A 21413-nucleotide genomic window follows, 5' to 3' on the forward strand; every position below is an offset into this window, starting at 1 on the left:
GGCATCAGTGTGCCTCAGATGTTGCAGCTTGCTCAGGTTCGTCCGCGGGTGAGCCGCAGGTCAGCGCCGGGTCGTCCGCGGCGAAGGTGCGCACCGGGCCGGGGACGGGGGAGTCGCGGGTCTCGAACCGGACGGTGACCCGGCCCAGGCCCGCGCCCCATACCCAGCCGGGGCCGTGCTCGGCGTGCCGGACGTCCTGACCGGCCCGCCAGGCCCGCCGGCCGGTCGCTGCGGCGGGTTCCGGGTCGACCCGCGGCTCCGGCTCGGGCTCGGTGGCCTCGAAGAGGTCCTGCTGGGTCCAGTCGGTCAGCCCGGCCGCGCCGACGCCGAGCAACCGAATGCCGTCGGTGGTGTCCACCTCGGCGAACAGTCGACGAGCGGTGGCGCCCAACGTGCGCACGTCATCGGAGGGGCCGGCCAGCGTCGCGGAGCGGGAGATGGTGGTGAAATCGGGATGGCGCACCTTGATGGTCACCGTGCGTCCCGACAGCCCCGTCTCCCGTAACCGGGCGGCCACCCGGGCCGCCATCCGGTCCAGCACCTCCAACAGCGCGGCGCGGTCGATCACGTCGCGCTCGAAGGTGTCCTCCACGCTGATCGACTTGGACTCCCGGTTGGCGGTCACCGGCCGGTCGTCCTCGGCGCGGGCCAGCCGGGTGAGCAACCGGCCGTGTGCCCGCCCGAGCAGGCCGATCAGTTCCTCCTCGGTGACCGCGGTGAGTTCGGCGACGGTGTGCACCCCGAGGCCGCGCAACCGTTGCGCGGTGGCCGGTCCGACCGTCCACAAGCGCGAGACCGGCATCGGGTCGAGCAGGGCGCGCTCGGTACCGGGCTCGACCACCCGCAGGCCGTCGGGCTTGTCCAGGTCGGAGGCGATCTTGGCGATCAGTTTCGAGGTGCCCGCGCCCACCGAGGCGCGCAGGCCGGTGGCGGCGTGGACGTCGGCCTTGAGCTGCGCGGCCAGCTTGCGCACCGCGGCGCTGTCCTGGACATCGCAGCGCCCGGCCAGGTCCACGAACGATTCGTCCAGCGAGATCGGTTCGGTGATCGGGCTCAGCTCGTGCAGCACGTCCATGACGATGATGCTGGCCGCGCGGTAGGCATCGAACCGGCCGGCCAGGAACGCGGCGTGCGGACACAACGCGCGCGCCTGGCTCATCGGCATCGCCGATCCAACCCCGAACGCGCGCGCCTCATAGGACGCGGTGGCCACCACACCACGCGGGCCCAGGCCGCCGACGATCACCGGCTTCCCGCGCAACGACGGCTTGTCGCGCTGCTCGACCGCCGCGTAGAACGCGTCCAGGTCGAGGTGCAGCACGGTCGGCGCAGCCCGCATCCGCCCATGCTGACGCATGCCGTGCCGAACTCACCCGAGTGTGTAGTTGCGCAGGCTTTCGGCCGCCCTACGGATGCACGACTCCACTCTCGGGGGAGTTGCGCAGCTCAGATGTGCACGGTGACCGGGTCGGAGGTGGCGCCGGTCTTCTCGTCGCGAACCCGGAACACGTTGTCCCCGGACCGGGAGGTCTGCAGCCACACCGAGTACGAGCCGCCCTTGCCGGCCGTGGTGCCCGCCGGGAAGTCGGCCCAATTGCGGCCCTGCTTGCGTTGCACGGTCAACTTGTTCCCGGAGGATGACCCGGCGGCCACGCCGGAGATGACGATCCGGCCGGTGTCGTCCCTGGTCGCGCTGGCGGTGAACCGGCCCGCGGGAGGTTTGCTGGGGGTGGGCGTGGGAGTGGACTGGTCCACGGCCGGCGTGCTGGCGATGCTGCTCGCGGTGGCGCTGTGGTGGTGGCTGAGTACGCCACTGCCGCCGGCCACAACTGCCGCCATGAACAACACGGCCATCCCGGCCGCGACGTGCCTGGGTTGCAGGGGCATGGGGAACTCCTCGCGTGACACCGCCGCTCGAAACGGCGATCCGGCTACACCCGGCTCTGCCCCAGTGAAGGCCGGAGCACACACGGTAAAGCAGGTCCGGCACCGATGTGAAACGCCGGGACGGTCACCCCGGTTTGCCCCACCCCCCGCCGCCGGGGGTGTGGATCTCCAGGGCGTCGCCCGCCGCGGCGTCCACCCGGTCGCAGCCGGCCAGTTCCACCGTGCTGCCGTCGGCGCGCAGCAGCAGGTTGCGGCCCAGCGCGCCGGGTTCGCCGCCGGCCATGCCGTAGGGCGGTATTCGACGGTGGCCGGTGAGCAGGCTGATGGTGACCGGTTCGGTGAACCGCAGCCGCCGCCGGGCGCCGTCCCCCCCGCGGTGCGCCCCCGCGCCGCCGCTGTCGGGCCGAATTGCGAACTCCTCGACGCGCACCGGGAAACGGGTCTCCAGCACCTCGGGGTCGGTGAGTCGGGAGTTGGTCATGTGGGTCTGCACCACCGGGGTGCCCGCCCACCCCGGCCCGGCTCCCGAGCCGGACCCGACGGTCTCGTAGTACTGCCGTTCGGCGTTGCCGAAGGTGACGTTGTTCATGGTGCCGGAGCCCTCTGCGGCCACGCTCAGCGCGCCGTAGAGGGCGCCGGTGATCGCCTGCGAGGTCTCCACGTTCCCGGCCACTACCGCGGCGGGCGGACGCGGCGCGAGCAGGCTGCCGTCGGGCACCTGGATGCGCAACGGGCGCAGGCAGCCGTCGTTGAGCGGGATGTCCCGGTCGAGAAGCGTGCGGAACACATAGAGCACGGCCGCGGTCACGATCGAGGACGGCGCGTTGAAGTTGTCCGGCAGTTGGGCGGAGGTCCCGGTGAAGTCCACCAGCGCGCTGCGCGCGTCCCGGTCCACCTCGACCCGGACCATGATCACCGCCCCGTTGTCCATTTCGTAACGGAACTGACCATCCGTCAGGTTGTCGAGCACGGCACGCACGGCGGCCTCGGCATTGTCCAACACGTGGCCGGCGTAGGCGCGGACCACGTCCAGGCCGAACTCCGCGACGGTGCGGCGCAGCTCGTTGAGCCCGGCGTGCATGGCGGCCACCTGGGCGCGCAGATCGGCGATGTTGATCTCCGGTGCCCGCGAGGGATACGGGCCGGCGCGCAGCGCAGCCAGCGTCTCGGCCTCGAGGAACCGGCCCTCGCGCACCAGCAGGTGCGCGTGGAACACCACGCCCTCCTCGTCGATCGTGCGGCTGTCCGCGGGCATCGAACCCGGCGCGCTGCCGCCGATCTCGGCGTGGTGCCCGCGCGCGGCCAGCACGAACAGCGGGTCAGCGGAGTCCGTCGCCAGGCCCAGCAGCTCGGCGTGCACCGGCATCACCACGGTGACGTCGGGCAGATGCGTGCCGCCGTGGTAGGGGTCGTTGCTGGCGTACACATCGCCGGCGCGCAGGTCGTCGGCCCGAGCGGCCAGCACGGCGCGCACACAGGCGCCCATCGACCCGAGGTGCACCGGCATGTGCGGGGCGTTGGCCAGCAACTGGCCCTGCCCGGTGAACACCGCGCAGGAGAAGTCCAACCGCTCCTTGATGTTCACCGACCGCGCGGTGGCGGCCAGGCGCGCGCCCATCTGTTCGGCGATCGCCATGAACCGGTTGGCGAAGATCTCCAGGCGCACCGGATCCACCGCGGTATCGCCGCCTGTCCGCTCGACCGGCCGCTCGCGGTGCAGCACCAGGCACCCGGAGGTATCCGGGACCGCCGCCCAGCCGCGCTCCAGCACCGTGGTGGCCCCGTCCTCGGTGATCACCGCGGGTCCGGTGACCCGCTCGGTCACCGCGTCCCGGGCGTAGAGCGGCGCGGACATCCATTGCCCGTCCAGGTGGACGGACACGGCGGTCGGCGGGGTGCGCAGCACGGGTCCGATGGCCAGATCCGGTGCCGGGCTGCGGTGCACCACCTCGGCCCGCAGCGATTCCACGATCAACTCGCGATCCGGGTCGAACGCGTACATCTCCCGGTGGCCGGCGGCCATCGCGGCGGTCATGGTGTCGGCGTCGGCCAACGGCACCGCGATCGCGGTGTCGCTGCCCGCATATCGCAGGTGGGCGGTGAGCAAAACCTCGGCGTCGCTCGCCCCGGGCAGCCGGGACCGAGCCTCCACCGCCAGGCCCTCAGCAACCTGACGTAGCGTCAGCTCCCCGTCCGGTTCCAGCGGGCGCTCGACGGCCTGCTCGGCGATCGCGGTCAACTCGGCGGCGCCGATGCCGACCGCGCAGAGCAATCCGGCCAGCGGCGGCACCAGCACCGTGTCGATACCCAGCGCATCGGCCACCGCACAGGCGTGTTGCCCGCCCGCTCCGCCGAAGGCCACCAGCGCATAGCGAGTGACGTCCCGGCCGGCGCCGATGGAGATCGTGCGCAGCGCGTCGGCGATGTCGGCCACCGCGACCCGGCGGAACCCGGCGGCCACCTGCTCCGTAGTCGGCACCGTGCCGTCGGTCGCGAAATCCCTGGCCAGCGCGTCGAATGCCACCCGCACCGCGTCGCGGTCCAGTGCGGCGGTGCCGTCCGGCCCGAACACGGCGGGGAAGTGCGCCGGTTGGATCAGGCCCAGCAGCACGTTGGCGTCGGTCAACGTAAGGGGTCCGCCGCGGCCGTAGCTGAGCGGACCCGGCTCGGCACCGGCCGAGCGGGGTCCGACCCGCAACCGGCCGTCGGTCACCTGCAGCAGCGAGCCGCCGCCCGCCGCGATCGTGCGGATGGCCAGCATGGGCGTGCGCAGGTCCACCCCGGCGACATGGTTGTCCGAGCGCCGCTCGAACTCACCGGCCCAGTGCGAGACGTCGGTGGAGGTGCCGCCCATGTCGAAGCCGATCACCGCCGGATACCCGGCGGACTGCGCCAGGCGGGCCATGCCGACAATGCCGCCCGCGGGACCGGAGAGCACGACGTCCTTGCCGTGCACCGCGGCCGGCTCGGCCAACCCGCCGTGCGAGGTCATCACCAGCAACCGCACGCCCGGCAGTTGCGCGGCCATGGCGTCCAGGTAGCGCCGCACCACGGGGGACAGGTAGGCGTCGACCACCGTGGTCGCCGCCCGCGGCAACACCCGCAGCAGCGGGTTGGTGCTCGACGAGCAGGAAATCTGGCCGAAGCCCACCTCGGCCGCCGTCGCCGCGGCGAGGAGCTCGTGCTCCGGATACAGGTGCGCGTGCAGGCAGGCGATCGCCACCGCGCCGATGCCCGCGGCCGCCGCGGCCTGCAGATCCGCGCGCAACCGGTCGATATTCGGTACCAGCAACACGGTGCCGTCGGCCGCGATGCGTTCCTCGAAAGCGATCACTCGGGCATACAGGGGCTCCGGGCGCACGATCCGACGGGCGAAGATGTGCGGCCGGTGTTGCCGGCCGATCAGCAGTGCGTCGGTGAACCCGGCGGTGATCACCAGCGCCGTCGGTTCCCCGCGCCGTTCCAACAAGGCGTTCGTGGCCACCGTGGTGCCCACCCGCACGCTGTCGATCTCCTCGGTCGGGATCGGGGCGTCGGCGGGCACGTCCAGTAGCCGACGGATGCCGGCCAGCGCGGCGTCGGAGTAGCGCGCCGGATCCGCGGACAGCAGCTTGCAGGTGCGCAGCGCGCCGTCCGGCGCGCGGCCGACCACGTCGGTGAACGTGCCACCGCGGTCGATCCAGAACTCCCACTGCCGATACATCAGAACTCCCGATCACCACACGTCACAACTATCCCGCGAGCCTCCACGGGTTTGACCCGTCCCATGGGTAACTTCGGGCTCACGTCGCGGCTCACGCCGAAAGGTGACCCCACTGCCATGATCGAGGCACGCAACCTCACCCAGAGCTACGGCTCGACCCTTGCCGTCGACCACCTCTCCTTCGAGGTCCATCCCGGCCACGTCACGGGCTTCCTGGGCCCGGCGGGTGCCGGGAAGTCCACCACGATCCGCCTCATGCTGGGGCTGGAGTCCGGCGGTGGTCGCACGTTGTTCGACGGGGTGCCCTATCGACGGTTGCGCTACCCGATGCGCGAGGTGGGCGCCGTCGGGGACGTGCGGGCCTTCCACCCCGGACGCCGGGCACACAGTCACCTGATGATGCTGGCCGCCTCGCAGGGCATCCGCCGGGCTCGGGTGGACGAGGTCATCGACTGGGTCGGCCTGGGCGCGGTGGCCCGGCGTCGGCCGCGTTCCTACTCCCAGGGCATGGGCCAGCGCCTGGCGCTGGCCGGGGCGCTGCTGGGTGACCCGAAGGTGCTGATCCTGGACGAACCCGCGAACGGGCTCGACCCGGCCGGCGCCCGCTGGTTGCGCGGGTTCCTGCGGGCCTTTGCTGCGGAGGGCCGCGCTGTGTTCGTCTCCGGTGAGCGGGCAGACGAACTCGCCCAGGTGGCCGACCAGCTGATCGTGATCGAACGCGGTCGGCTGGTCGCCGCCGAACCCGCCGCGCTCTACAGCGGTCGCGGCTCGGCCGCCGAGCAGGTGCTGGTGCGCACGCCGCACCTGGAGCGGCTGAGCCGGCTGCTCGCCGGACACGGCGGGACGGTCAGCCGCGCCGAGGACCACCAACTCGCGGTGCGCGGCCTGGACCGGGCCACGGTCGGTGACCTGGCCTTCCGCGACGGCATCGTGCTGCACGAACTGCGCATCGGCATCGCGGTCACCGAGCCTGCGGAGGACGACACGCCCACCGCGACGTACATCCCGCCGCAGCCGCAGCCGCACCGCGCCCGTCGTCGACACGCGGCCGGGGAGCTGAAGGACGACGACACCCAGGCCTTCGAGATGGAATCCGTGCTCGCCGGGATCGAGGGGGGACGCTGATGTCGACCGGATTGTCCGGCGCGCTGCGCTACGAGTGGATCCGACTGCGTTCGCTGCGTACCACGTGGTTGCTGCTGTGCGCGGCGATGGTCAGCAACGGGCTGATCGCGCTGGCGGTGACCACGGACATGCACAACGGCACCCGGTCACCGGCTGACCCGGAGAACATCATCTCGGTGCTCACCGGTGCCTCCGGGGTAGCACCCGCCTCGATCACCGCGCTGCTGGCCGGCGTGCTCGGCGCGCTCGCCGGTGGGCAGGACTACCGACACCGCACCATGCACGCCACGTTGCTGGCGGTGCCGCGGCGCGGCGTGCTGTTCAGCGCCAAGCTCACCGTGGTGACCACCTGGGCGGTGCTGTTCGCCGGCGCCTCGTTCGGCACCTCCTACGCGGTGGCCGTCGTCCGCCTGGGGCAGAACTGGGCGAGCACCTCGCTGTCCGACCCCTCGGTGCACCGCCCGTTACTCGGCTACCTCGCACTGACCGTGCTCACCGCATGGTTGGGCGCCGGGCTGGCCGGCATCTTCCGTCGGGTCTCGGCCGCCGCGTTCGTGCTGGTCGCGCTGCCGCTGCTGGTGGAGCCGGGCGTGATCTGGCTGCTGCGGCGGCACACCGGCTCCTGGGTGGACACCCTCGCCGACCACCTGCCGTTCACCGCGGGCCAGCAGATGATCAACCTGCCGGGCGGTGACGGGCCCGGTAACAACCTGGTGGTGCTGGGCGCGGTGGCCGGCGGGCTCACCTTCCTGGCCCTGGTCGCCGCGGCCACCGCGCTGTCCGGCGCAATGTTGATCTCCCGGGACTCCTGACGCTGGGAGCGGTTCCCCTTGACTTTGCAGCGCAAAGTTGAGTACCTTCACTTTGTGCGGCAAAGTCGAAGGCAGGGTGGGATGAACGGGAAACGCGACACCAGCGACGCCGGGACAGCAGAAGAAGGCGTTCGGCTCGATCCCCGGCAGGCGGCGCTGCTGGTTGAGCAGGCCAAACGGCAGGCACGGCGCCAGTTCGAGCCCTACCCGCCGTGGCTCTTGGTGATCCGGGCCGTATTGGCCTTGATCGCCTACGGCGCGCTCTGGTTGTCCGTGCGCGGGCAGCATCCCTATGCGCATCCACCCGCCGCACTGATCCCGGTCGGTGTTGGGATCGGCCTGATCAACGTGATCGCGACAGTGGCGGTGGGGAAGCGCGCGACCAGTGGGATCAGTGGGCGATCCCGATTTCGGTCGGGTCAGATCGGTCTCGCGGCGTTCGTCTGGCTCGCCGTGTTCGTGGCCATGGCACCGATGGCCGATGCCGGAGTGAGCGACCGGATCGTCTATGGGCTGTATCCGGCTACCGCGCCACTCATCGTCGCAGGCGTGATTTGGGCGGGGATCACGGCGGCACGGGCGGACTGGCGCGCCTGCGTCGGCGGACTCGCCGCAGCAGCCGTTGGCGCTGTGGCTTGGCTCGCGGGACCGGCAGGAGCGTGGGCAATCGTCGGCGTCGGTCTATGCCTCGTACTCTTGGAGCGCGCTGCCGAGCTTTCTTGGCGGCAGCACGTATGACGTCCGCCTTGATGGACGACGGGCTCGACCCGCTGATCCACGTCCCGGCGCGGCTGCGGATCCTCGTGACGCTGGCGGCGCTGCCCGACGGCGACGCGCTCTCCTTCACCCGCCTGCAGGACATGATCGGGCTGACACCAGGCAACCTGATCACTCATCTGCGCAAGCTCGAGGACGCCGGCTACCTGCGCACCGACAAGGCGGGGAACGGGGCCGCATCGCGCACCGCGGTGGCCCTGACCAGCTCAGGCCGCGCAGCTCTCGACGCATACACCCAGGCCCTACGCTCCCTGCTCGACGGGTTGTAGACCGGTCTTGACGACTTCGCGCGGCTGCGGCTGGTCGCAGCGCGCGTGGGAGCATGCGGCCATGGGCTTCCACATCACCAACGACCCGGCTGCGGACGTCGTACTCGATGAGCACCCACTCGCGGTCGTCATCGGTATGCAGCTTGACCAGCAATATCCGATCGAGCACGCCTTCCGGGGCGGGGCGAAGATTCTGAGCCGGTTCGGCTCGCTGGACCCGGCCGCCATCGCCACTGCCGACCCGGACACGTTCAAGGCGCTGTGCAGCACGCCGCCGGCCATCCACCGGTTCCCCGGCGCCAAGGCCGCACAGGTGCAGGCACTGGCCCGGTTGGTGGACTCGATATACGACGGCGACGTGACCCGGATCTGGACACAGGCCAAGACCGGCACGGAGCTGCACAAACGTCTGAAGGAGCTGCCCGGCTTCGGGGACCAGACGGCGCGCATCCTGCTCGCCCTGCTGGCCAAGCAGATGGGCGTACAGCCGACCGGCTGGAAGGCGGCGGCCGGGGATTACGCCCTGAAGGGCTATCGCTCAGTGGCGGACGTCACCGGTCCAGAGGCGCTGGTCAGGGTGCGCGAATTCAAGAAGCTGAAGAAAGCGAAGGCCGCGGCGGGCTGACCGGACGGCTCGGTCGACAGCTGGACCGGGCCCGACGTTTGACTGGCCGGCCGATGTGCGACCATCGGCAGTCGTCTGACGCCCCGGACGTCTGAGCGCCGACGCGCCTGGCAGCACGTCCGCGAAACGCGTGCCAAAATGATGGGTCAGCCAACAACGGCGCTGTCGCGGTCGTGCCGGGGTCAACCGAAGTCGAGAGGTAACGCGTTGTCGGCCAGGAAGTCCCCCCTTGCCCGGGAAACCGTCGCGTCCGACGAGACCGTGACCCGGTCCGGACGGACCGTGGCGGCGCGGGCCGCCACCGCGCGCGCCACCACCACCGAGGTCGTGGAGAAGAAGCCAACGACCAGGTCCCGGGCCGCTGCGGCCGAGGATGAGCCGGCGCCCACCAAGCGCGCGAGCCGGGCTCGCAAGGTGAACGAGGGCACGGATGCGGTGGTCGAGGAGACCGCGCGTCCGGCCACCCGTCGGGCGCCCGCGAAGACCGCGGCCGCCAAGGCCGCGCCCGCCGACAAGGGCGCGGAAGCCCCCGCGGACGCCCCGGCCCGCCCGGCCCGCAAGGGCGCGGCCGCCAAGGCCGCGGCGGCCGAGGCGCCCGCCGCCGCCGTCCCGGACAACGGCGAGGCCGCGGCGGCGACCGAGGTCGAGGTGGAGGTCGAGGTAGAACCGGCCGGCGAGGAGCTCGAGGCCGAGGAGTTCGTACTCTCCGACGACGACGATGCCGACGAGCCCGCCGCACAGGTCGCGCAGGCAGGTGCCACCGCCGACCCGGTCAAGGACTACCTCAAGCAGATCGGCAAGGTCCCGCTGCTCAACGCCGAGCAGGAGGTCGAGCTCGCCAAGCGCATCGAGGCCGGGCTGTTCGGCGAGGAGAAGCTGAACTCCGACGAGAAGCTCACTCCCAAGCTGATGCGGGAGCTGCAGATCATCGCCGAGGACGGCCGGCGGGCGAAGAACCACCTGCTGGAGGCGAACCTTCGCCTGGTCGTGTCCCTGGCCAAGCGCTACACCGGCCGCGGCATGTTGTTCCTGGACCTGATCCAGGAGGGCAACCTCGGCCTGATCCGCGCGGTGGAGAAGTTCGACTACACCAAGGGCTACAAGTTCTCCACCTACGCGACGTGGTGGATCCGCCAGGCCATCACCCGGGCCATGGCCGACCAGGCGCGCACCATCCGTATCCCGGTGCACATGGTCGAGGTCATCAACAAACTCGCCCGGGTCCAACGGCAGATGCTGCAGGACCTGGGCCGCGAGCCCACCCCGGAGGAGCTGGCCAAGGAACTGGACATGACCCCGGAGAAGGTCATCGAGGTCCAGAAGTACGGCCGCGAGCCGATCTCGTTGCACACCCCGCTGGGCGAGGACGGCGACTCCGAATTCGGTGACCTGATCGAGGACTCCGAGGCGATCGTGCCCGCCGACGCGGTGTCGTTCACGCTGCTGCAGGAGCAGTTGCACTCAGTGCTCGACACGCTGTCGGAACGCGAGGCCGGCGTGGTCTCCATGCGCTTCGGTCTGACGGATGGTCAGCCCAAGACGCTGGACGAGATCGGCAAGGTCTACGGCGTGACCCGGGAGCGCATCCGGCAGATCGAGTCCAAGACGATGTCGAAGCTACGACACCCGTCCCGCTCGCAGGTGCTGCGCGACTACTTGGACTGAGCCCCGGTCGGCGCCTCGACCCCGTCGGTGTGCGGCTCCCAGTGGGTCGCTGAGTAGCTGACCATGCCGGCGAAACCGACCAGGGCGCCGATCAGTGACAGCCGTACCGCCAGTTGGGCGATGAACGAGCGCAACGTCACATCCGGTCAGACGTGGACCCGGCGCTGCCGGTTTCGTCCCCTCGGACGGTTGCGCATCATCCGTTCGGCCGATGTCGGCTGAACGATTCCCGGGAGTTGAAAGAGAACTCTCGATGTGTCAGCCGGCGAACAGTGCGCAATGCCCGACCGGTGGTGTGCTCCTGCTGCGCGGTGATCGGCAGGGATCGCCACTCACGGGAGGTCTGGAAGATGAACAAGCGAACTGGTTTTGCGGCGGCGGCGGCAATGGCGCTCGCGGCGGTCACCCTGGTGCCCGCGGCGGCCGGGGCCTCGGCCAGTGGTGTCGGCGGCATGGTCGTGTGCAACCACGGCGGTTACGGCTTCGACGTGTTCGCCGACGGACCGGACTCGTTCACCGACGACCTGGCCGGCAGCTTCAACGAGTGCGCGGACTGGGCGCCCGCGCACGCCGGTCAATACGAGGTTGGTTTCTCATTCCCGTACGCCGCACCGCCGGGAACCATTTTCAACATTCGCATCAAGCGTGCCGGCCACACCACGTACCGCAATTTCAACAGTGAGGGGACGTTCAACACGAATGTGGGTCGTGGGCAGATCACCCGCATTGATTTCTACATCCACTGAACAGCCAAAAGACGAAGCGGCGGCCCCCACCCGGGGGCCGCCGCTTCGGCGTGGGTCTCCTGATCAGCGCTCGTCGTCCGCGGCGGACGCCGGGCTCGCGATCAGTCGGTCGGTCTCGTCGTGGAACTCGGTCGCCACCTCGCGCAGCTTCAGCTCGTACTGCCGCCCGTGGTGGGCACAGAACAGCAGGTCGCCGCGGGAGAGCACCACTCGCACGTAAGCCTGGGCGCCACACCGGTCGCACCGGTCATCGGCCGTCAGCGATGTGCTGGTGGCAAGCATCGTGGTCACAATCGCCTCATCTCGTCTTTCGGCGGTACGAGGGGTTCAACAACGCCGCGGGAGTGATTCGTTCCCGTTCTCCGACGTTACCCTCTCGACCTGCCTGCAACCGGTTCTCCTGACACCACACAGCGGCAACTTTTGACGTTGCGTGCCTGGTACGGGTAGCCCTTGCACCTTCCGGGGTGAGTTTTCGGCTTCCGTGTCCGTGGTGAAGGCTTTGACTTGTGTCGGGAATCACCGGTTCCGTCCCGCGCTCGGAAAGGTCCGAACGGCTGGTCTGCATGGGCCGAACGGCGGACGCCGGCCGCCGGCGCGCCGCGCGGACCGCTGTCAGCGGCGGTGGGTAGCGTTTCCGCCGTGACCACCCTCGCACCAGCCCGCACCTCGTCCACGACCGGGAACGACACGGTGGAGACCTCCGGATCGGCCTATACCGCCCGCCATCTGCTCGTCCTGGAGGGCCTGGAGGCCGTTCGCAAACGCCCCGGCATGTACGTCGGGTCCACCGACAGCCGTGGTCTCATGCACTGCGTGTGGGAGATCATCGACAACGCGGTCGACGAGGCGCTGGGTGATTTCTGTGCGTCGATCGACGTAATCCTGCATGCCGACGGCTCGGTCGAGGTGCGCGACGACGGCCGGGGTATTCCGGTGGACACCGAACCGCGCACCGGCCTGTCCGGTGTCGAGGTGGTGATGACCAAGCTGCATGCCGGTGGCAAGTTCGGCGGCGGGTCGTACGCGGCCACCGGGGGCCTGCACGGCGTGGGTGCCTCGGTGGTCAACGCGCTGTCCGCGCGGCTGGACGTCGAGGTGGACCGGGAGGGCGCCACGCACCGGATCAGCTTCCAGCGCGGCACGGCGGGCAGCTTCGCGGGCGAGGGACCGAAGGCGAAGTTCACCGCGGGCTCCGGCCTGACCAAGGTGCGCCGGGTGGCCAAGCGGGTGACCGGGACGCGCATCCGGTTCTGGCCGGACCGGCAGATCTTTCTGGCCGAGGCGGCGTTGTCGCTGCCCGATCTGCAGGCACGGGCGCGGCAGACCGCGTTCCTGGTGCCGGGGCTGACCATTCGGATCAGCGACGCGCGGGGTCGCGGTGAGCCGGTCGAGGAGACCTACTGCTTCACCGGCGGAATCACCGAGTTCTGCGGCTTCCTGGCCCCGGATACGCCGCTGATGGACACCCTGCGGGTGGCGGGCGCGGAGACGTTCACCGAGTCGGTGCCGGTGCTCGACGAGGCCGGACACATGACCGTGACCGAGGTGGAGCGCGAGCTCGGCGTGGACATCGCGCTGCGCTGGGGGACCGGCTACGACAGCACCGTGCGTTCGTTCGTGAACATCATTGCCACCCCCAAGGGCGGCACCCACGTGGCGGGCTTCGAGCGCGCCCTGGTGAAGACCTTCGGTGACGTGGCGCGGGCCGCCAAGCTGCTCAAGACCGGCGACGAGGCCTTGATCAAGGAAGACGTGCTGGAGGGGCTTACTGCGATTGTGACGGTGCGTCTGGCCGAACCGCAGTTCGAGGGCCAGACCAAGGAGGTCCTCGGCACCCCGAACGCCTCGCGCATCGTGCAGCGGGTGGTGGACCGGGAGTTGCGGGCGTTCCTGACCTCCACCCGGCGCACGGACAAGCAGGTCGCCAAGACGGTGCTGGAGAAGGTTGTGGCGGCCGCCCGCACCCGGGTGGCGGCCCGTCAGCACAAGGAGCACCAGCGCCGCAAGAACGCACTGGAGACCTCCTCGCTGCCCGCGAAGCTGGCCGACTGCCGCAGTGAGGACGTCGACCGCAGCGAACTGTTCATCGTCGAGGGTGACTCGGCGTTGGGCACCGCGAAGATGGCCCGCAATTCGGAGTTCCAGGCGCTGCTGCCGATCCGCGGCAAGATCCTCAACGTGCAGAAGGCCGGCGTCGGTGACGTGCTGAAGAACGCCGAGTGCGCCTCGATCATTCAGGTGATCGGGGCCGGGTCCGGGCGCACCTTCGACATCGAAGCCGCGCGCTACGGGAAGATCATCCTGATGACCGACGCCGACGTCGACGGCGCGCACATCCGGACCCTGCTGCTCACCCTGATCCACCGTTACCTGCGGCCCCTGGTGGACGCCGGGCGGGTGTACGCGGCGATGCCGCCGCTGCACCGCATCGAGGTGGTCAACCCCGGCAAGAAGGCCAACGAGATCCTCTACACCTACACCGACGCCGAACTGCGCAGCCTGCTCGCGGGCCTGGGCAAGAAGGGGCGCACCTGGAAGGACCCGCAGCGGTACAAGGGTCTGGGCGAGATGGATGCCGCGCAACTGAAGGACACCACGATGAGCCCGGCGACCCGCACGCTGCGCCGGATCAGCCCCGGTGACCTGGCTGAGTCCGAACAGGTCTTCAACCTGCTGATGGGCAGCGACGTGGCCCCGCGCAAGGAGTTCATCGTGAACTCCGCGGGCTCCCTGGACCGCTCCCGCATCGACGCCTGAATCCTCGTCAGGGGCTACGAGAGCGGGCCGGCGACGGCGGCGATGGGCTTGTCCAGTGGAACGCCTGAGCCGTCGCGGCGAGTGTCGGGCTCGGGCAGCACGATCGGTTCGCCCTTGCTTCCCGCGGCGCGGGCCGGGGTGAGGCCCGCCCAACCGAAGCGCAACACGTCCTCGCCACGCAGGAAGCGATGGCAGCGCACGCCGCCGGTGCCGCGGCCCTTGGCCGGGTACTCGCCGAACTGGGTGACCTTGATGGACCCGCCGCCGAAGTCCAACGTGCCACTGCTGCCCGCGACGGTGACCACTACGGCGTCCCAGGCGGGGTCCACCGCGCCGAATGAGATCGCGGTGGCATCACCGGCGACCCGCACCCCGGCCATGCCGGCGGCAGTGCGCCCCTGCGGATTGACTGCGGAGGCCGGGAAACGCAGGAGTTGCCCGTCACTGGTGACGAAGACCAAATCCGCGCCTGCGTCGGCGGGCGTGCTCGCCACGCCGACCACCCGATCGCCGGGTTTGAGCGCGATGACCTCCCAGTCGTCCTTGTTTGCGGGCACGTCGTGCTTGAGCCGCTTCACCACCCCGGTGGCGGTGCCGAGCGCCAACACCGGACCGTCGGGGTCGAGCGAGGCGAGCCCGATGACGCGTTCACCCTTCTGCAGTTGGCAGAACTCGCTGACCGCGCCACCGCCGGACAGCACCGGGGCGGTTGCCGTCGTGGGCAGTGCAGGCAGGTCCAGCACACCGACCCGCAGCATCAGTCCGGTCGAGGTGACCGCGCCGACGAAGCCGCGCACGGTGGTGGCCACCGCATGGGTGATCACGTCGTGCTTGGCCCGCTTGCCGTCGATGGGCAACGGCTCCACCCCGGCGGTACGGGCCAGCAGACCGGTGGAGGACAACAGCACCCAGCACGGGTCGTCGGTGACCTCCAACGGCACGGCGGCCGCCGGGGTGCCGGAGGACTCCAGCAGCACGGTGCGCCGCGGATCTGCGAACTTGTCGGCGACCTCCTTCATCTCCGCGGAGACCGCCTTGCGTAGCAGGGCGTCGGATTCCAGCAGCGCGGTCAGTTCCTCGATGCGGGCACGCAGTTCCTCACCCTCCCGCTCCAGCACCAGCGTGTCGTAGCGGGTCAGCCGGCGCAGCGGGGTGTCCAGGATGTAGGTGGCCTGGATCTCGGACAGGTCGAAGACATCCATCAACCGGGTGCGCGCCGCGGCGGTGTCGTCGCTGGTCCGGATGACCTGGATCACCTCGTCGATGTTGAGCAGTGCGATGCGCAGGCCGTCGACCAGGTGCAGGCGGTCGGCGGCCTTACCGCGCTGGAACTCCGAGCGCCGGCGGACCACCTCGAAGCGGTGCTCCAGGTAGACCTGCAGCAGTTCCTTCAGGCCCAGGGTCAGCGGTTGCCCGTCGACCAGGGCCACCGCGTTGATCGCGAAGGAGTCCTCCAGCGGGGTCAGCCGGTACAACTCGGCCAGCACCGCCTCCGGGTTGAAGCCGTTCTTGACCTTGATCTCCAAGCACAGCCCGCGCTGGTCGTCGGTGAGGTCGGTGACGTCGGCGATGCCGGCCAGCTTGCGGTTGCCGACCAGTTCCTTGATCCGCTCGATGACCTTCTCGGTGCCCACGCCGTAGGGCAGTTCGGTGACGTGGATGGCCTTCTGACGAGCCGTCACGCTTTCCACGTGGGCCTTGGCGCGGATGCGGAAGGAGCCCCGGCCGTTCTCGTACGCCTCACGGATGCCGTCCAGGCCGATGATGGTGCCGCCGGTGGGCAGATCCGGGCCGGGCACGAACCTCATCAACGCGTCCAGATCGGCCTTGGGGTGCGTGATCAGGTGCCGCGCGGCCGCGATGACCTCGCCGAGGTTGTGCGGGGCCATGTTGGTGGCCATGCCGACCGCGATGCCCGTTGCGCCGTTCACCAACAGGTTCGGGAACGCGGCGGGCAGCACCGTGGGTTCGGTCTCGCGGCCGTCGTAGTTGGGCGCGAAGTCCACGGTGTTCTCGTGGATGGAGCGGACCATCTCCATCGCCGACTCGGCCAGCCGGCATTCCGTGTAGCGCATGGCCGCGGGCCGGTCGTCCAGCGTGCCGAAGTTGCCCTGCCCGTGCACGGTGGGCAGCCGCATCCAGAAGGGCTGCACCATGCGCACCAGCGCGTCGTAGATCGCGCCGTCGCCGTGCGGGTGCAGTCGACCCATCACCTCGCCGACCACCCGGGCGGACTTCACCGTGGCGTTCTCGGGGCGCAGGCCCATCTCGGCCATCTGGTACAGGATGCGCCGGTGCACCGGCTTGAGACCGTCGCGTGCATCGGGCAGCGCGCGGGAGTAGATGACCGAGTAGGCGTACTCGAGGAACGAGCCGCGCATCTCCTCGGCGACGTCGGTGTCGATGATGCGCTCTTCGGGGGTTGCCGGCGGCGGGGTGGTGGCCATGCCGCCATTCTGGCCGGCGAGGCCGGCTGCGTCGGGTAGCGGCGCGCTCAGTGCGCCAGGGCCACGGCAATCCGGGCGGCCAGCGCGGCGTTGGATTCCACCAGGGCGACGTTGGCGGCCACGGCGGACGGGCCCAGTCGTTGTTGCAGTTCGGCGAGCAGGAAGGGGGTGACCGCCTGGCCGCGTACGCCGGTGTGCTCGGCGGCGGCCAGTGCCGCGTCCAGTGCGGCGTCGTGTGCGGCCGGGTCCAGCGCGGCCCCGGCGGGCACCGGGTTGACCACCAGCACCCCGCCGCCGCCCAGCGCGCGGTGCTCGCGGATGACCCGGGCGACCGCGGCGGGGTCGTCCAGTCGCCAGCCGACGGGCAGGCCGGCGTCGGCCAGGTAGAAGCCGGGGAAGGTGTCCGTGCGGTAGCCGAGCACCGGCACCCCGAGGGTCTCCAGTTGCTCCAGCGTGCCGGGCACATCGAGCAGCGATTTCACCCCGGAGCAGACCACCGCGATCGGGGTCCGGGCCAGGGTGTCCAGGTCGGCGGAGACGTCCCGGCTGACCGCGGCGCCGCGGTGCACCCCGCCCAGGCCGCCGGTGGCGAAGACCGCAATGCCGGCCCGAGCGGCCAGGTGCGCGGTCGCCGAGACCGTGGTGCCACCGGTGCCGCCGGTGGCCATGGCCGGGGCGAGATCGCGCACGGAAAGCTTGCGCACGTCGCCCCGCTCGGCCAACGTCGCGAGCTCGGGGTCGGTGAGTCCGACGTGCACCTGACCGTCCAGCACGCCCACGGTGGCCGGCACGGCACCGCCCTCGGTGACCACCTGCTCCAGCCGACGGGCCAGCGCCAGGTTGTCCGGCCGGGGCAGACCGTGGGTGATGATCGTGCTCTCCAGCGCCACCACGGCCCGGCCGGCCGCCAGCGCGCGCTCGACGTCGCGGTGCACCCGGGCCCTGGACATGCTGGTCACGCTAGGCCGGCCGCGGCGTGTCAAACTTGCCGCATGTCGGAGACGGGTGTGGCTCGAGAGCTGCGTAGTGCGATCCAGCGCAGCGGCTACTACCCGGAATTGGTGGCCGAGGGCATCGACGTCGCCGTGGGCGAGGAGGCGGTGCTGTCCTGGCTGGTCCACCAGGAGACGACGCTGGACGCCGATTCCGTGCGCCGCCATGTCACCGTGCTGGCGTTGACCGCCACCCGGGTGATCGTCGGGCACACCGACGAGCACGGCGCGGACGAAGAGAACCCGACCGCCTACGCGACCACCTCGACGGAGTGTGTGCCGCTGCGCCGGGTGGGCACCGTGCTGGTCAGCCGCACCGTGGCCGACCCCGCCCGGCACGTGGTGGGCACCCCGCCCACCGAGGTGGTGCTCAACGTCGGCTGGGACGCGGTGCGTCGCATCGACCTGGAACCGGCCGGCTGCGGGGACGACTCCTGCGAGGCCGACCACGGCTTCACCGGCACCATGACCTCGGACGACCTGTCGCTGCGGGTCAGCGAAGTGGCCGACGGCCGGGAGGCAGTCGCGCAACTGCTGTCTTTCGCCACCGCACTGGCGGGCGCGGTCGGCCGGTGATTCCTACTCCACCGGCGTACGGGTCCGGAAGTCTGTGCGAGGTCCTGCCCGGGGTGCTGCATGCCCTCGGCGTGCCCGGTGAGAACGGCGCGTTGGGCCTGGCGCTGCCACCCCGGGTAGCCGTGTTGTTGGTCGACGGGCTGGGCGCGGACCTGTTGGCGGCGCACGCGAAGCGGGCCCCGGTGCTGAGCGCGCTGGCCGGCGCGCCGGAGGCGGGCCGGCTGACCGCCGGGTTCCCGTCCACCACCGCGACATCGTTGACCTCGCTGGGCACCGGGTTACCGCCCGGCGCGCACGGCGTGCTCGGTTTGAGCCTGCGGCGGCCGGACGGGGCGCTGCTGTCCACGTTGCAGTGGGACCCGGCGGTGGTCGACCCGGACGTTTGGCAACCGCACCGCACCGCGTTCGAGCGTGCGGCCGCGGCCGGCGTCGCGGTCAGCGCCGTGGGTCCGCGCAAGTTCCGCGGCAGCGGCCTGAACATCGCCGCACTGCGTGGCGCCAAACCACGGTGGGCGGAGTCGCCGGGGGAGTTGGCCGCGGTCACGCTGGACGTGCTGCGCAACGGGCCGGCCGGGGAGTCGGCGCTGGTCTACAGCTACTTCGGCGATCTGGACGCCACCGGCCACCGGGAGGGCTGCGAGTCCGCGGCCTGGGGCTACCAACTCGAACACGTGGACCGGTTGGTGGAGCAGATCGTGGCCGGGCTGACGCCGGGCACGGCGCTGGTGGTGACCGCCGATCACGGCATGCTCGACGTGCCCGCCGACGCCCGGATCAACGTCGATCAGCAGCCCGAGCTGCTCGAGGGCGTCGAGGTGCTGGCCGGTGAGCCGCGGGCTCGTTACGTGCACGCGCTGCCCGGCGCCGCCGCGGACGTGTTGGCCACCTGGCGTGAGGTCCTCGGCCCGCAGTGGTGGGTGTGCGAGCGGGGCACCGCGATCGCCGACGGCTGGTTCGGACCGCCGAATGCCGTGCGCCCGGAGGCCATCGGTGACGTGATCGCGGTGCCGTTGGGGTCGGGTGCGGTGGTGATGCCGAGCACCGAGCCGATCGTGTCCCGGTTGGTCGGCATGCACGGTGGGGTGAGTCCGGTCGAGCAGGAGATCCCGCTGCTCAGTGCTGTTGGTTGAGCGGAGCGGAGCCGACGTGTCCTTGATCAGCGTCAAGGAGCTCGCGATCGCTCTGGACTCCGCATCCCCGCCGGTGCTGTTGGACGTGCGCTGGCCGATTCCCGAACTGCTGCCCGACCGCGACGCATTCCTGGCCGGTCACCTTCCCGGCGCCCGTTTCGTGAACCTGGACGCCGAACTGTCCGCGCCGCCCGCCGGTGCCGACGGGGGCAGGCACCCACTGCCGGACCCGACCGCATTCAGTGCCGCGATGCGCGCGCACGGCGTCCGTGCCGACGTGCCGGTGGTGGTGCTCGACGGCGCCGCCGGGCCGGCCGCGGCCCGGGCGTGGTGGTGCCTGACGCACTTCGGTCACCCGGATGTCGCCGTGCTCGACGGGGGGTTCGCGGCCTGGCAGGCGGCCGGATTGCCGGTGGCCACCGGCGAACCGGGACCGATCGCGGTCGGGGACTTCGAGGCCGGGCCGGGCATCTTGCCGGTGTTGGATGCCGAGGGTGCCGCGAAGCTGGCCCGGCTGGGCGTGCTGCTCGATGCCCGGTCGGCTGCCCGCTACCGCGGTGAGGACCCGGTGGACCCGGTGCCCGGGCACATTCCCGGTGCGCACAGCGCGCCGACCGTGGAGAACACCACCGACGACGGGCGCTGGTCGCCGCAGGCGGCGCTGCGGGCGCGGTTCCAGGAACTGGGCGCGCTCGGCGCAGCCGAGGTCGGGGTGTATTGCGGGTCGGGCGTGACGGCCTGTCACACGATCCTGACGTTGGCCTGCCTCGGTGCGCCGATCCCGGCGCTGTATGTCGGGTCGTGGAGTGAATGGTCGGTTCGCGCGCTGCCGGTGGCCACCGGCGCGGACCACGGCTGACGGCCCGTCAGCCTGCACCCAGACAGACGAACCCCGGCAGGTCGGCGGTGGCCGAGGCGGCGGCCAATGCCTCGGCCGGGTCGGCCCCGGCGAGCAGTCGGCGGTGCAGGTCAACCATCAGCGTCCGGGTCGCGGCATCGTGCACCGGCAGCACCGGCGCGATCAGCGTCCTGGTGCCCAGCGCACACACGGCCGCGGACAGGCCGAGTAACTCATCGCCGGGCAGGATGGCACTTCGGGCCGCCTCGCACGCGGAGAGCACCAGCAGTTGAGGTGGCCGGGCGACCCGATCCAGGTCGTGCACCGTGAGCGGACCGTTGGCGAGTTGCAGCGCGGAGAACTGCGGGTTGTCCGCGCGGAATCGGCCGTGGCAGGCCAGGTGCGCGATCGCCGCCCGGTCCAGACCGGCGAGCACCGCGTCCACCCCGGCGGCCGCCCGGCGGAGCACCCGGGCGTCGGGATGCAGGCGGGCCAGGGCGTCGATCTCCTGGCCGGCGTGGCGCAAGCCGGGTCCGGCCGCGAGCAGCACCGGTCCGCGCCCAATCGGTTCGGCACCCGCGGCCGAGCACCACAGACGCAATGACGGCGCCACCTCCACCGGCCGGCCACGCAGCGACGGCAGCATGGCCCAGGGCAGCGCGTGCAACTCCGCGGTGGGCATCACCACCAAGGGACGGCCCGTCAGCTCCGGCAGGGTGCGCAGCAGCGCGGCATCCAGCACCGCGGTGCTGTGCGCGAGACCGGTGCGCGCCGCCGCGTCGTCCGCATCTCGACACAGCCGATGGCAGGCGAAGCGCAGCCAATCCAGCTCGGCCGCCCGCGGCGCCCACGCACCGAGATCGTGCACCCGGTGCCGGCCCGCGACCAGGCTGATCGCCAGCAGCCGCTCGTCCCGGCGCAGGTAGCAGACCAGTGCCCGCCCGGCGAGCAGCTCGCGCAGCTGACCCGGCCACCGTTGCCCGCCGGCGGCGCCGCCGCGGGCGTGCCGCGCCCGGGCCTGCACAGCTCGCTCCAGGCGCACCTGCTCGGCCGCGTCGCCG

General features: G+C 71.1%; 19 protein-coding genes. 11 read left to right on the forward strand and 8 right to left on the reverse strand.

The window, feature by feature from the left end; all coding sequences use genetic code 11:
- Nucleotides 1-4: 4 nt before the first annotated feature.
- From VGJ14_15965 to VGJ14_15975, 3 genes are all read right to left on the reverse strand, one after another.
- Entirely contained in the window at nucleotides 5-1339 is a 1335-nt protein-coding gene (locus VGJ14_15965) for a DNA polymerase IV (GenBank protein HEY2833926.1), read from the reverse strand.
- A 107-nt stretch (nucleotides 1340-1446) separates the two neighbouring features.
- Nucleotides 1447-1887 (reverse strand): hypothetical protein, encoded by a 441-nt coding sequence (locus VGJ14_15970; protein HEY2833927.1) that lies wholly within the window; start codon nucleotides 1885-1887, stop codon nucleotides 1447-1449.
- 124 nt (nucleotides 1888-2011) lie between these two features.
- On the reverse strand, nucleotides 2012-5590 hold the full coding sequence (locus VGJ14_15975; protein HEY2833928.1) for a hydantoinase B/oxoprolinase family protein: 3579 nt from the start codon (nucleotides 5588-5590) through the stop codon (nucleotides 2012-2014).
- Between the two features lie 117 nt (nucleotides 5591-5707).
- Here VGJ14_15975 and VGJ14_15980 point away from each other — a divergent pair, with 117 nt between their 5' ends.
- The 6 genes from VGJ14_15980 (at nucleotide 5708) to VGJ14_16005 (ending at nucleotide 10863) form a co-directional block, all read left to right on the forward strand.
- Nucleotides 5708-6715 carry an ATP-binding cassette domain-containing protein gene (locus VGJ14_15980; GenBank protein HEY2833929.1) on the forward strand — a complete coding sequence of 336 codons (1008 nt, stop codon included), beginning with the start codon at nucleotides 5708-5710 and terminating at the stop codon, nucleotides 6713-6715.
- Nucleotides 6715-7527, forward strand: a complete 813-nt coding sequence (locus tag VGJ14_15985) for a hypothetical protein (protein HEY2833930.1) — start codon at nucleotides 6715-6717, stop codon at nucleotides 7525-7527. The genes VGJ14_15980 and VGJ14_15985 overlap by 1 nt, the downstream gene beginning before the upstream one ends.
- 81 nt (nucleotides 7528-7608) lie before the next feature.
- Nucleotides 7609-8265: a hypothetical protein gene (locus VGJ14_15990; protein ID HEY2833931.1), complete on the forward strand. Its 657-nt coding sequence runs from the start codon at nucleotides 7609-7611 to the stop codon at nucleotides 8263-8265.
- On the forward strand, nucleotides 8262-8573 hold the full coding sequence (locus tag VGJ14_15995; GenBank protein HEY2833932.1) for a transcriptional regulator: 312 nt from the start codon (nucleotides 8262-8264) through the stop codon (nucleotides 8571-8573). Before VGJ14_15990 ends, VGJ14_15995 begins: the two co-directional genes overlap by 4 nt.
- Before the next feature lie 7 nt (nucleotides 8574-8580).
- Nucleotides 8581-9198 carry an HhH-GPD-type base excision DNA repair protein gene (locus VGJ14_16000; protein ID HEY2833933.1) on the forward strand — a complete coding sequence of 206 codons (618 nt, stop codon included), beginning with the start codon at nucleotides 8581-8583 and terminating at the stop codon, nucleotides 9196-9198.
- 141 nt (nucleotides 9199-9339) lie between these two features.
- Nucleotides 9340-10863, forward strand: coding sequence for an RNA polymerase sigma factor (locus VGJ14_16005; protein ID HEY2833934.1), 1524 nt, complete (start codon nucleotides 9340-9342; stop codon nucleotides 10861-10863).
- On the opposite strand, the gene VGJ14_16010 is transcribed toward VGJ14_16005, so the two are convergent.
- On the reverse strand, nucleotides 10851-10997 hold the full coding sequence (locus VGJ14_16010; protein HEY2833935.1) for a hypothetical protein: 147 nt from the start codon (nucleotides 10995-10997) through the stop codon (nucleotides 10851-10853). The genes VGJ14_16005 and VGJ14_16010 overlap by 13 nt on opposite strands.
- Before the next feature lie 216 nt (nucleotides 10998-11213).
- Here VGJ14_16010 and VGJ14_16015 point away from each other — a divergent pair, with 216 nt between their 5' ends.
- Nucleotides 11214-11609: a hypothetical protein gene (locus VGJ14_16015; GenBank protein HEY2833936.1), complete on the forward strand. Its 396-nt coding sequence runs from the start codon at nucleotides 11214-11216 to the stop codon at nucleotides 11607-11609.
- Nucleotides 11610-11672: 63 nt separating this feature from the next.
- On the opposite strand, the gene VGJ14_16020 is transcribed toward VGJ14_16015, so the two are convergent.
- Complete coding sequence (locus VGJ14_16020) at nucleotides 11673-11891, reverse strand: hypothetical protein (protein ID HEY2833937.1); 219 nt, start codon at nucleotides 11889-11891, stop codon at nucleotides 11673-11675.
- Nucleotides 11892-12251: 360 nt separating this feature from the next.
- Here VGJ14_16020 and VGJ14_16025 point away from each other — a divergent pair, with 360 nt between their 5' ends.
- Entirely contained in the window at nucleotides 12252-14369 is a 2118-nt protein-coding gene (locus tag VGJ14_16025) for a DNA topoisomerase IV subunit B (protein ID HEY2833938.1), read from the forward strand.
- 14 nt (nucleotides 14370-14383) lie between these two features.
- Here the strand turns inward: VGJ14_16025 and VGJ14_16030 are convergent, their stop codons facing one another.
- Both VGJ14_16030 and VGJ14_16035 read right to left on the reverse strand, forming a co-directional pair.
- A complete protein-coding gene (locus VGJ14_16030) occupies nucleotides 14384-16816 on the reverse strand; it encodes a DNA topoisomerase IV subunit A (protein HEY2833939.1) in 2433 nt (810 codons plus the stop codon).
- Nucleotides 16817-16863: 47 nt separating this feature from the next.
- Nucleotides 16864-17766: a pseudouridine-5'-phosphate glycosidase gene (locus VGJ14_16035; GenBank protein HEY2833940.1), complete on the reverse strand. Its 903-nt coding sequence runs from the start codon at nucleotides 17764-17766 to the stop codon at nucleotides 16864-16866.
- Nucleotides 17767-17808: 42 nt separating this feature from the next.
- Here VGJ14_16035 and VGJ14_16040 point away from each other — a divergent pair, with 42 nt between their 5' ends.
- Genes VGJ14_16040 through VGJ14_16050 form a run of 3 tightly spaced genes read left to right on the forward strand, consistent with a single transcriptional unit; the run spans nucleotide 17809 to nucleotide 20373 of the window.
- The gene (locus VGJ14_16040; GenBank protein HEY2833941.1) at nucleotides 17809-18384 is read left to right on the forward strand and encodes a DUF5998 family protein; all 576 of its coding nucleotides are present in this window, start codon (nucleotides 17809-17811) and stop codon (nucleotides 18382-18384) included.
- A gap of 53 nt (nucleotides 18385-18437) precedes the next feature.
- Nucleotides 18438-19514 (forward strand): nucleotide pyrophosphatase/phosphodiesterase family protein, encoded by a 1077-nt coding sequence (locus tag VGJ14_16045; GenBank protein HEY2833942.1) that lies wholly within the window; start codon nucleotides 18438-18440, stop codon nucleotides 19512-19514.
- A 16-nt stretch (nucleotides 19515-19530) separates the two neighbouring features.
- Nucleotides 19531-20373 (forward strand): sulfurtransferase, encoded by an 843-nt coding sequence (locus VGJ14_16050; protein HEY2833943.1) that lies wholly within the window; start codon nucleotides 19531-19533, stop codon nucleotides 20371-20373.
- 7 nt (nucleotides 20374-20380) lie between these two features.
- Here the strand turns inward: VGJ14_16050 and VGJ14_16055 are convergent.
- Nucleotides 20381-21413 (reverse strand): CHAT domain-containing protein (locus VGJ14_16055; protein HEY2833944.1); only part of this gene is annotated, 1033 nt, incomplete at its 5' end.

This window comes from Sporichthyaceae bacterium (assembly GCA_036493475.1).
Classification (GTDB): domain Bacteria; phylum Actinomycetota; class Actinomycetes; order Sporichthyales; family Sporichthyaceae; genus DASQPJ01.

What these genes read in the sequence shown, in the direction of transcription:
- VGJ14_15965 (HEY2833926.1), bottom strand. Translation starts at nt 1,339, where the DNA reads ATGCGGGCTGCGCCGACCGTGCTGCACCTCGACCTGGACGCGTTCTAC.
- VGJ14_15970 (HEY2833927.1), bottom strand. Translation starts at nt 1,887, where the DNA reads ATGCCCCTGCAACCCAGGCACGTCGCGGCCGGGATGGCCGTGTTGTTC.
- VGJ14_15975 (HEY2833928.1), bottom strand. Translation starts at nt 5,590, where the DNA reads ATGTATCGGCAGTGGGAGTTCTGGATCGACCGCGGTGGCACGTTCACC.
- VGJ14_15980 (HEY2833929.1), top strand. Translation starts at nt 5,708, where the DNA reads ATGATCGAGGCACGCAACCTCACCCAGAGCTACGGCTCGACCCTTGCC.
- VGJ14_15985 (HEY2833930.1), top strand. Translation starts at nt 6,715, where the DNA reads ATGTCGACCGGATTGTCCGGCGCGCTGCGCTACGAGTGGATCCGACTG.
- VGJ14_15990 (HEY2833931.1), top strand. Translation starts at nt 7,609, where the DNA reads ATGAACGGGAAACGCGACACCAGCGACGCCGGGACAGCAGAAGAAGGC.
- VGJ14_15995 (HEY2833932.1), top strand. Translation starts at nt 8,262, where the DNA reads ATGACGTCCGCCTTGATGGACGACGGGCTCGACCCGCTGATCCACGTC.
- VGJ14_16005 (HEY2833934.1), top strand. Translation starts at nt 9,340, where the DNA reads ATGGGTCAGCCAACAACGGCGCTGTCGCGGTCGTGCCGGGGTCAACCG.
- VGJ14_16015 (HEY2833936.1), top strand. Translation starts at nt 11,214, where the DNA reads ATGAACAAGCGAACTGGTTTTGCGGCGGCGGCGGCAATGGCGCTCGCG.
- VGJ14_16020 (HEY2833937.1), bottom strand. Translation starts at nt 11,891, where the DNA reads ATGCTTGCCACCAGCACATCGCTGACGGCCGATGACCGGTGCGACCGG.
- VGJ14_16030 (HEY2833939.1), bottom strand. Translation starts at nt 16,816, where the DNA reads ATGGCCACCACCCCGCCGCCGGCAACCCCCGAAGAGCGCATCATCGAC.
- VGJ14_16035 (HEY2833940.1), bottom strand. Translation starts at nt 17,766, where the DNA reads ATGTCCAGGGCCCGGGTGCACCGCGACGTCGAGCGCGCGCTGGCGGCC.
- VGJ14_16040 (HEY2833941.1), top strand. Translation starts at nt 17,809, where the DNA reads ATGTCGGAGACGGGTGTGGCTCGAGAGCTGCGTAGTGCGATCCAGCGC.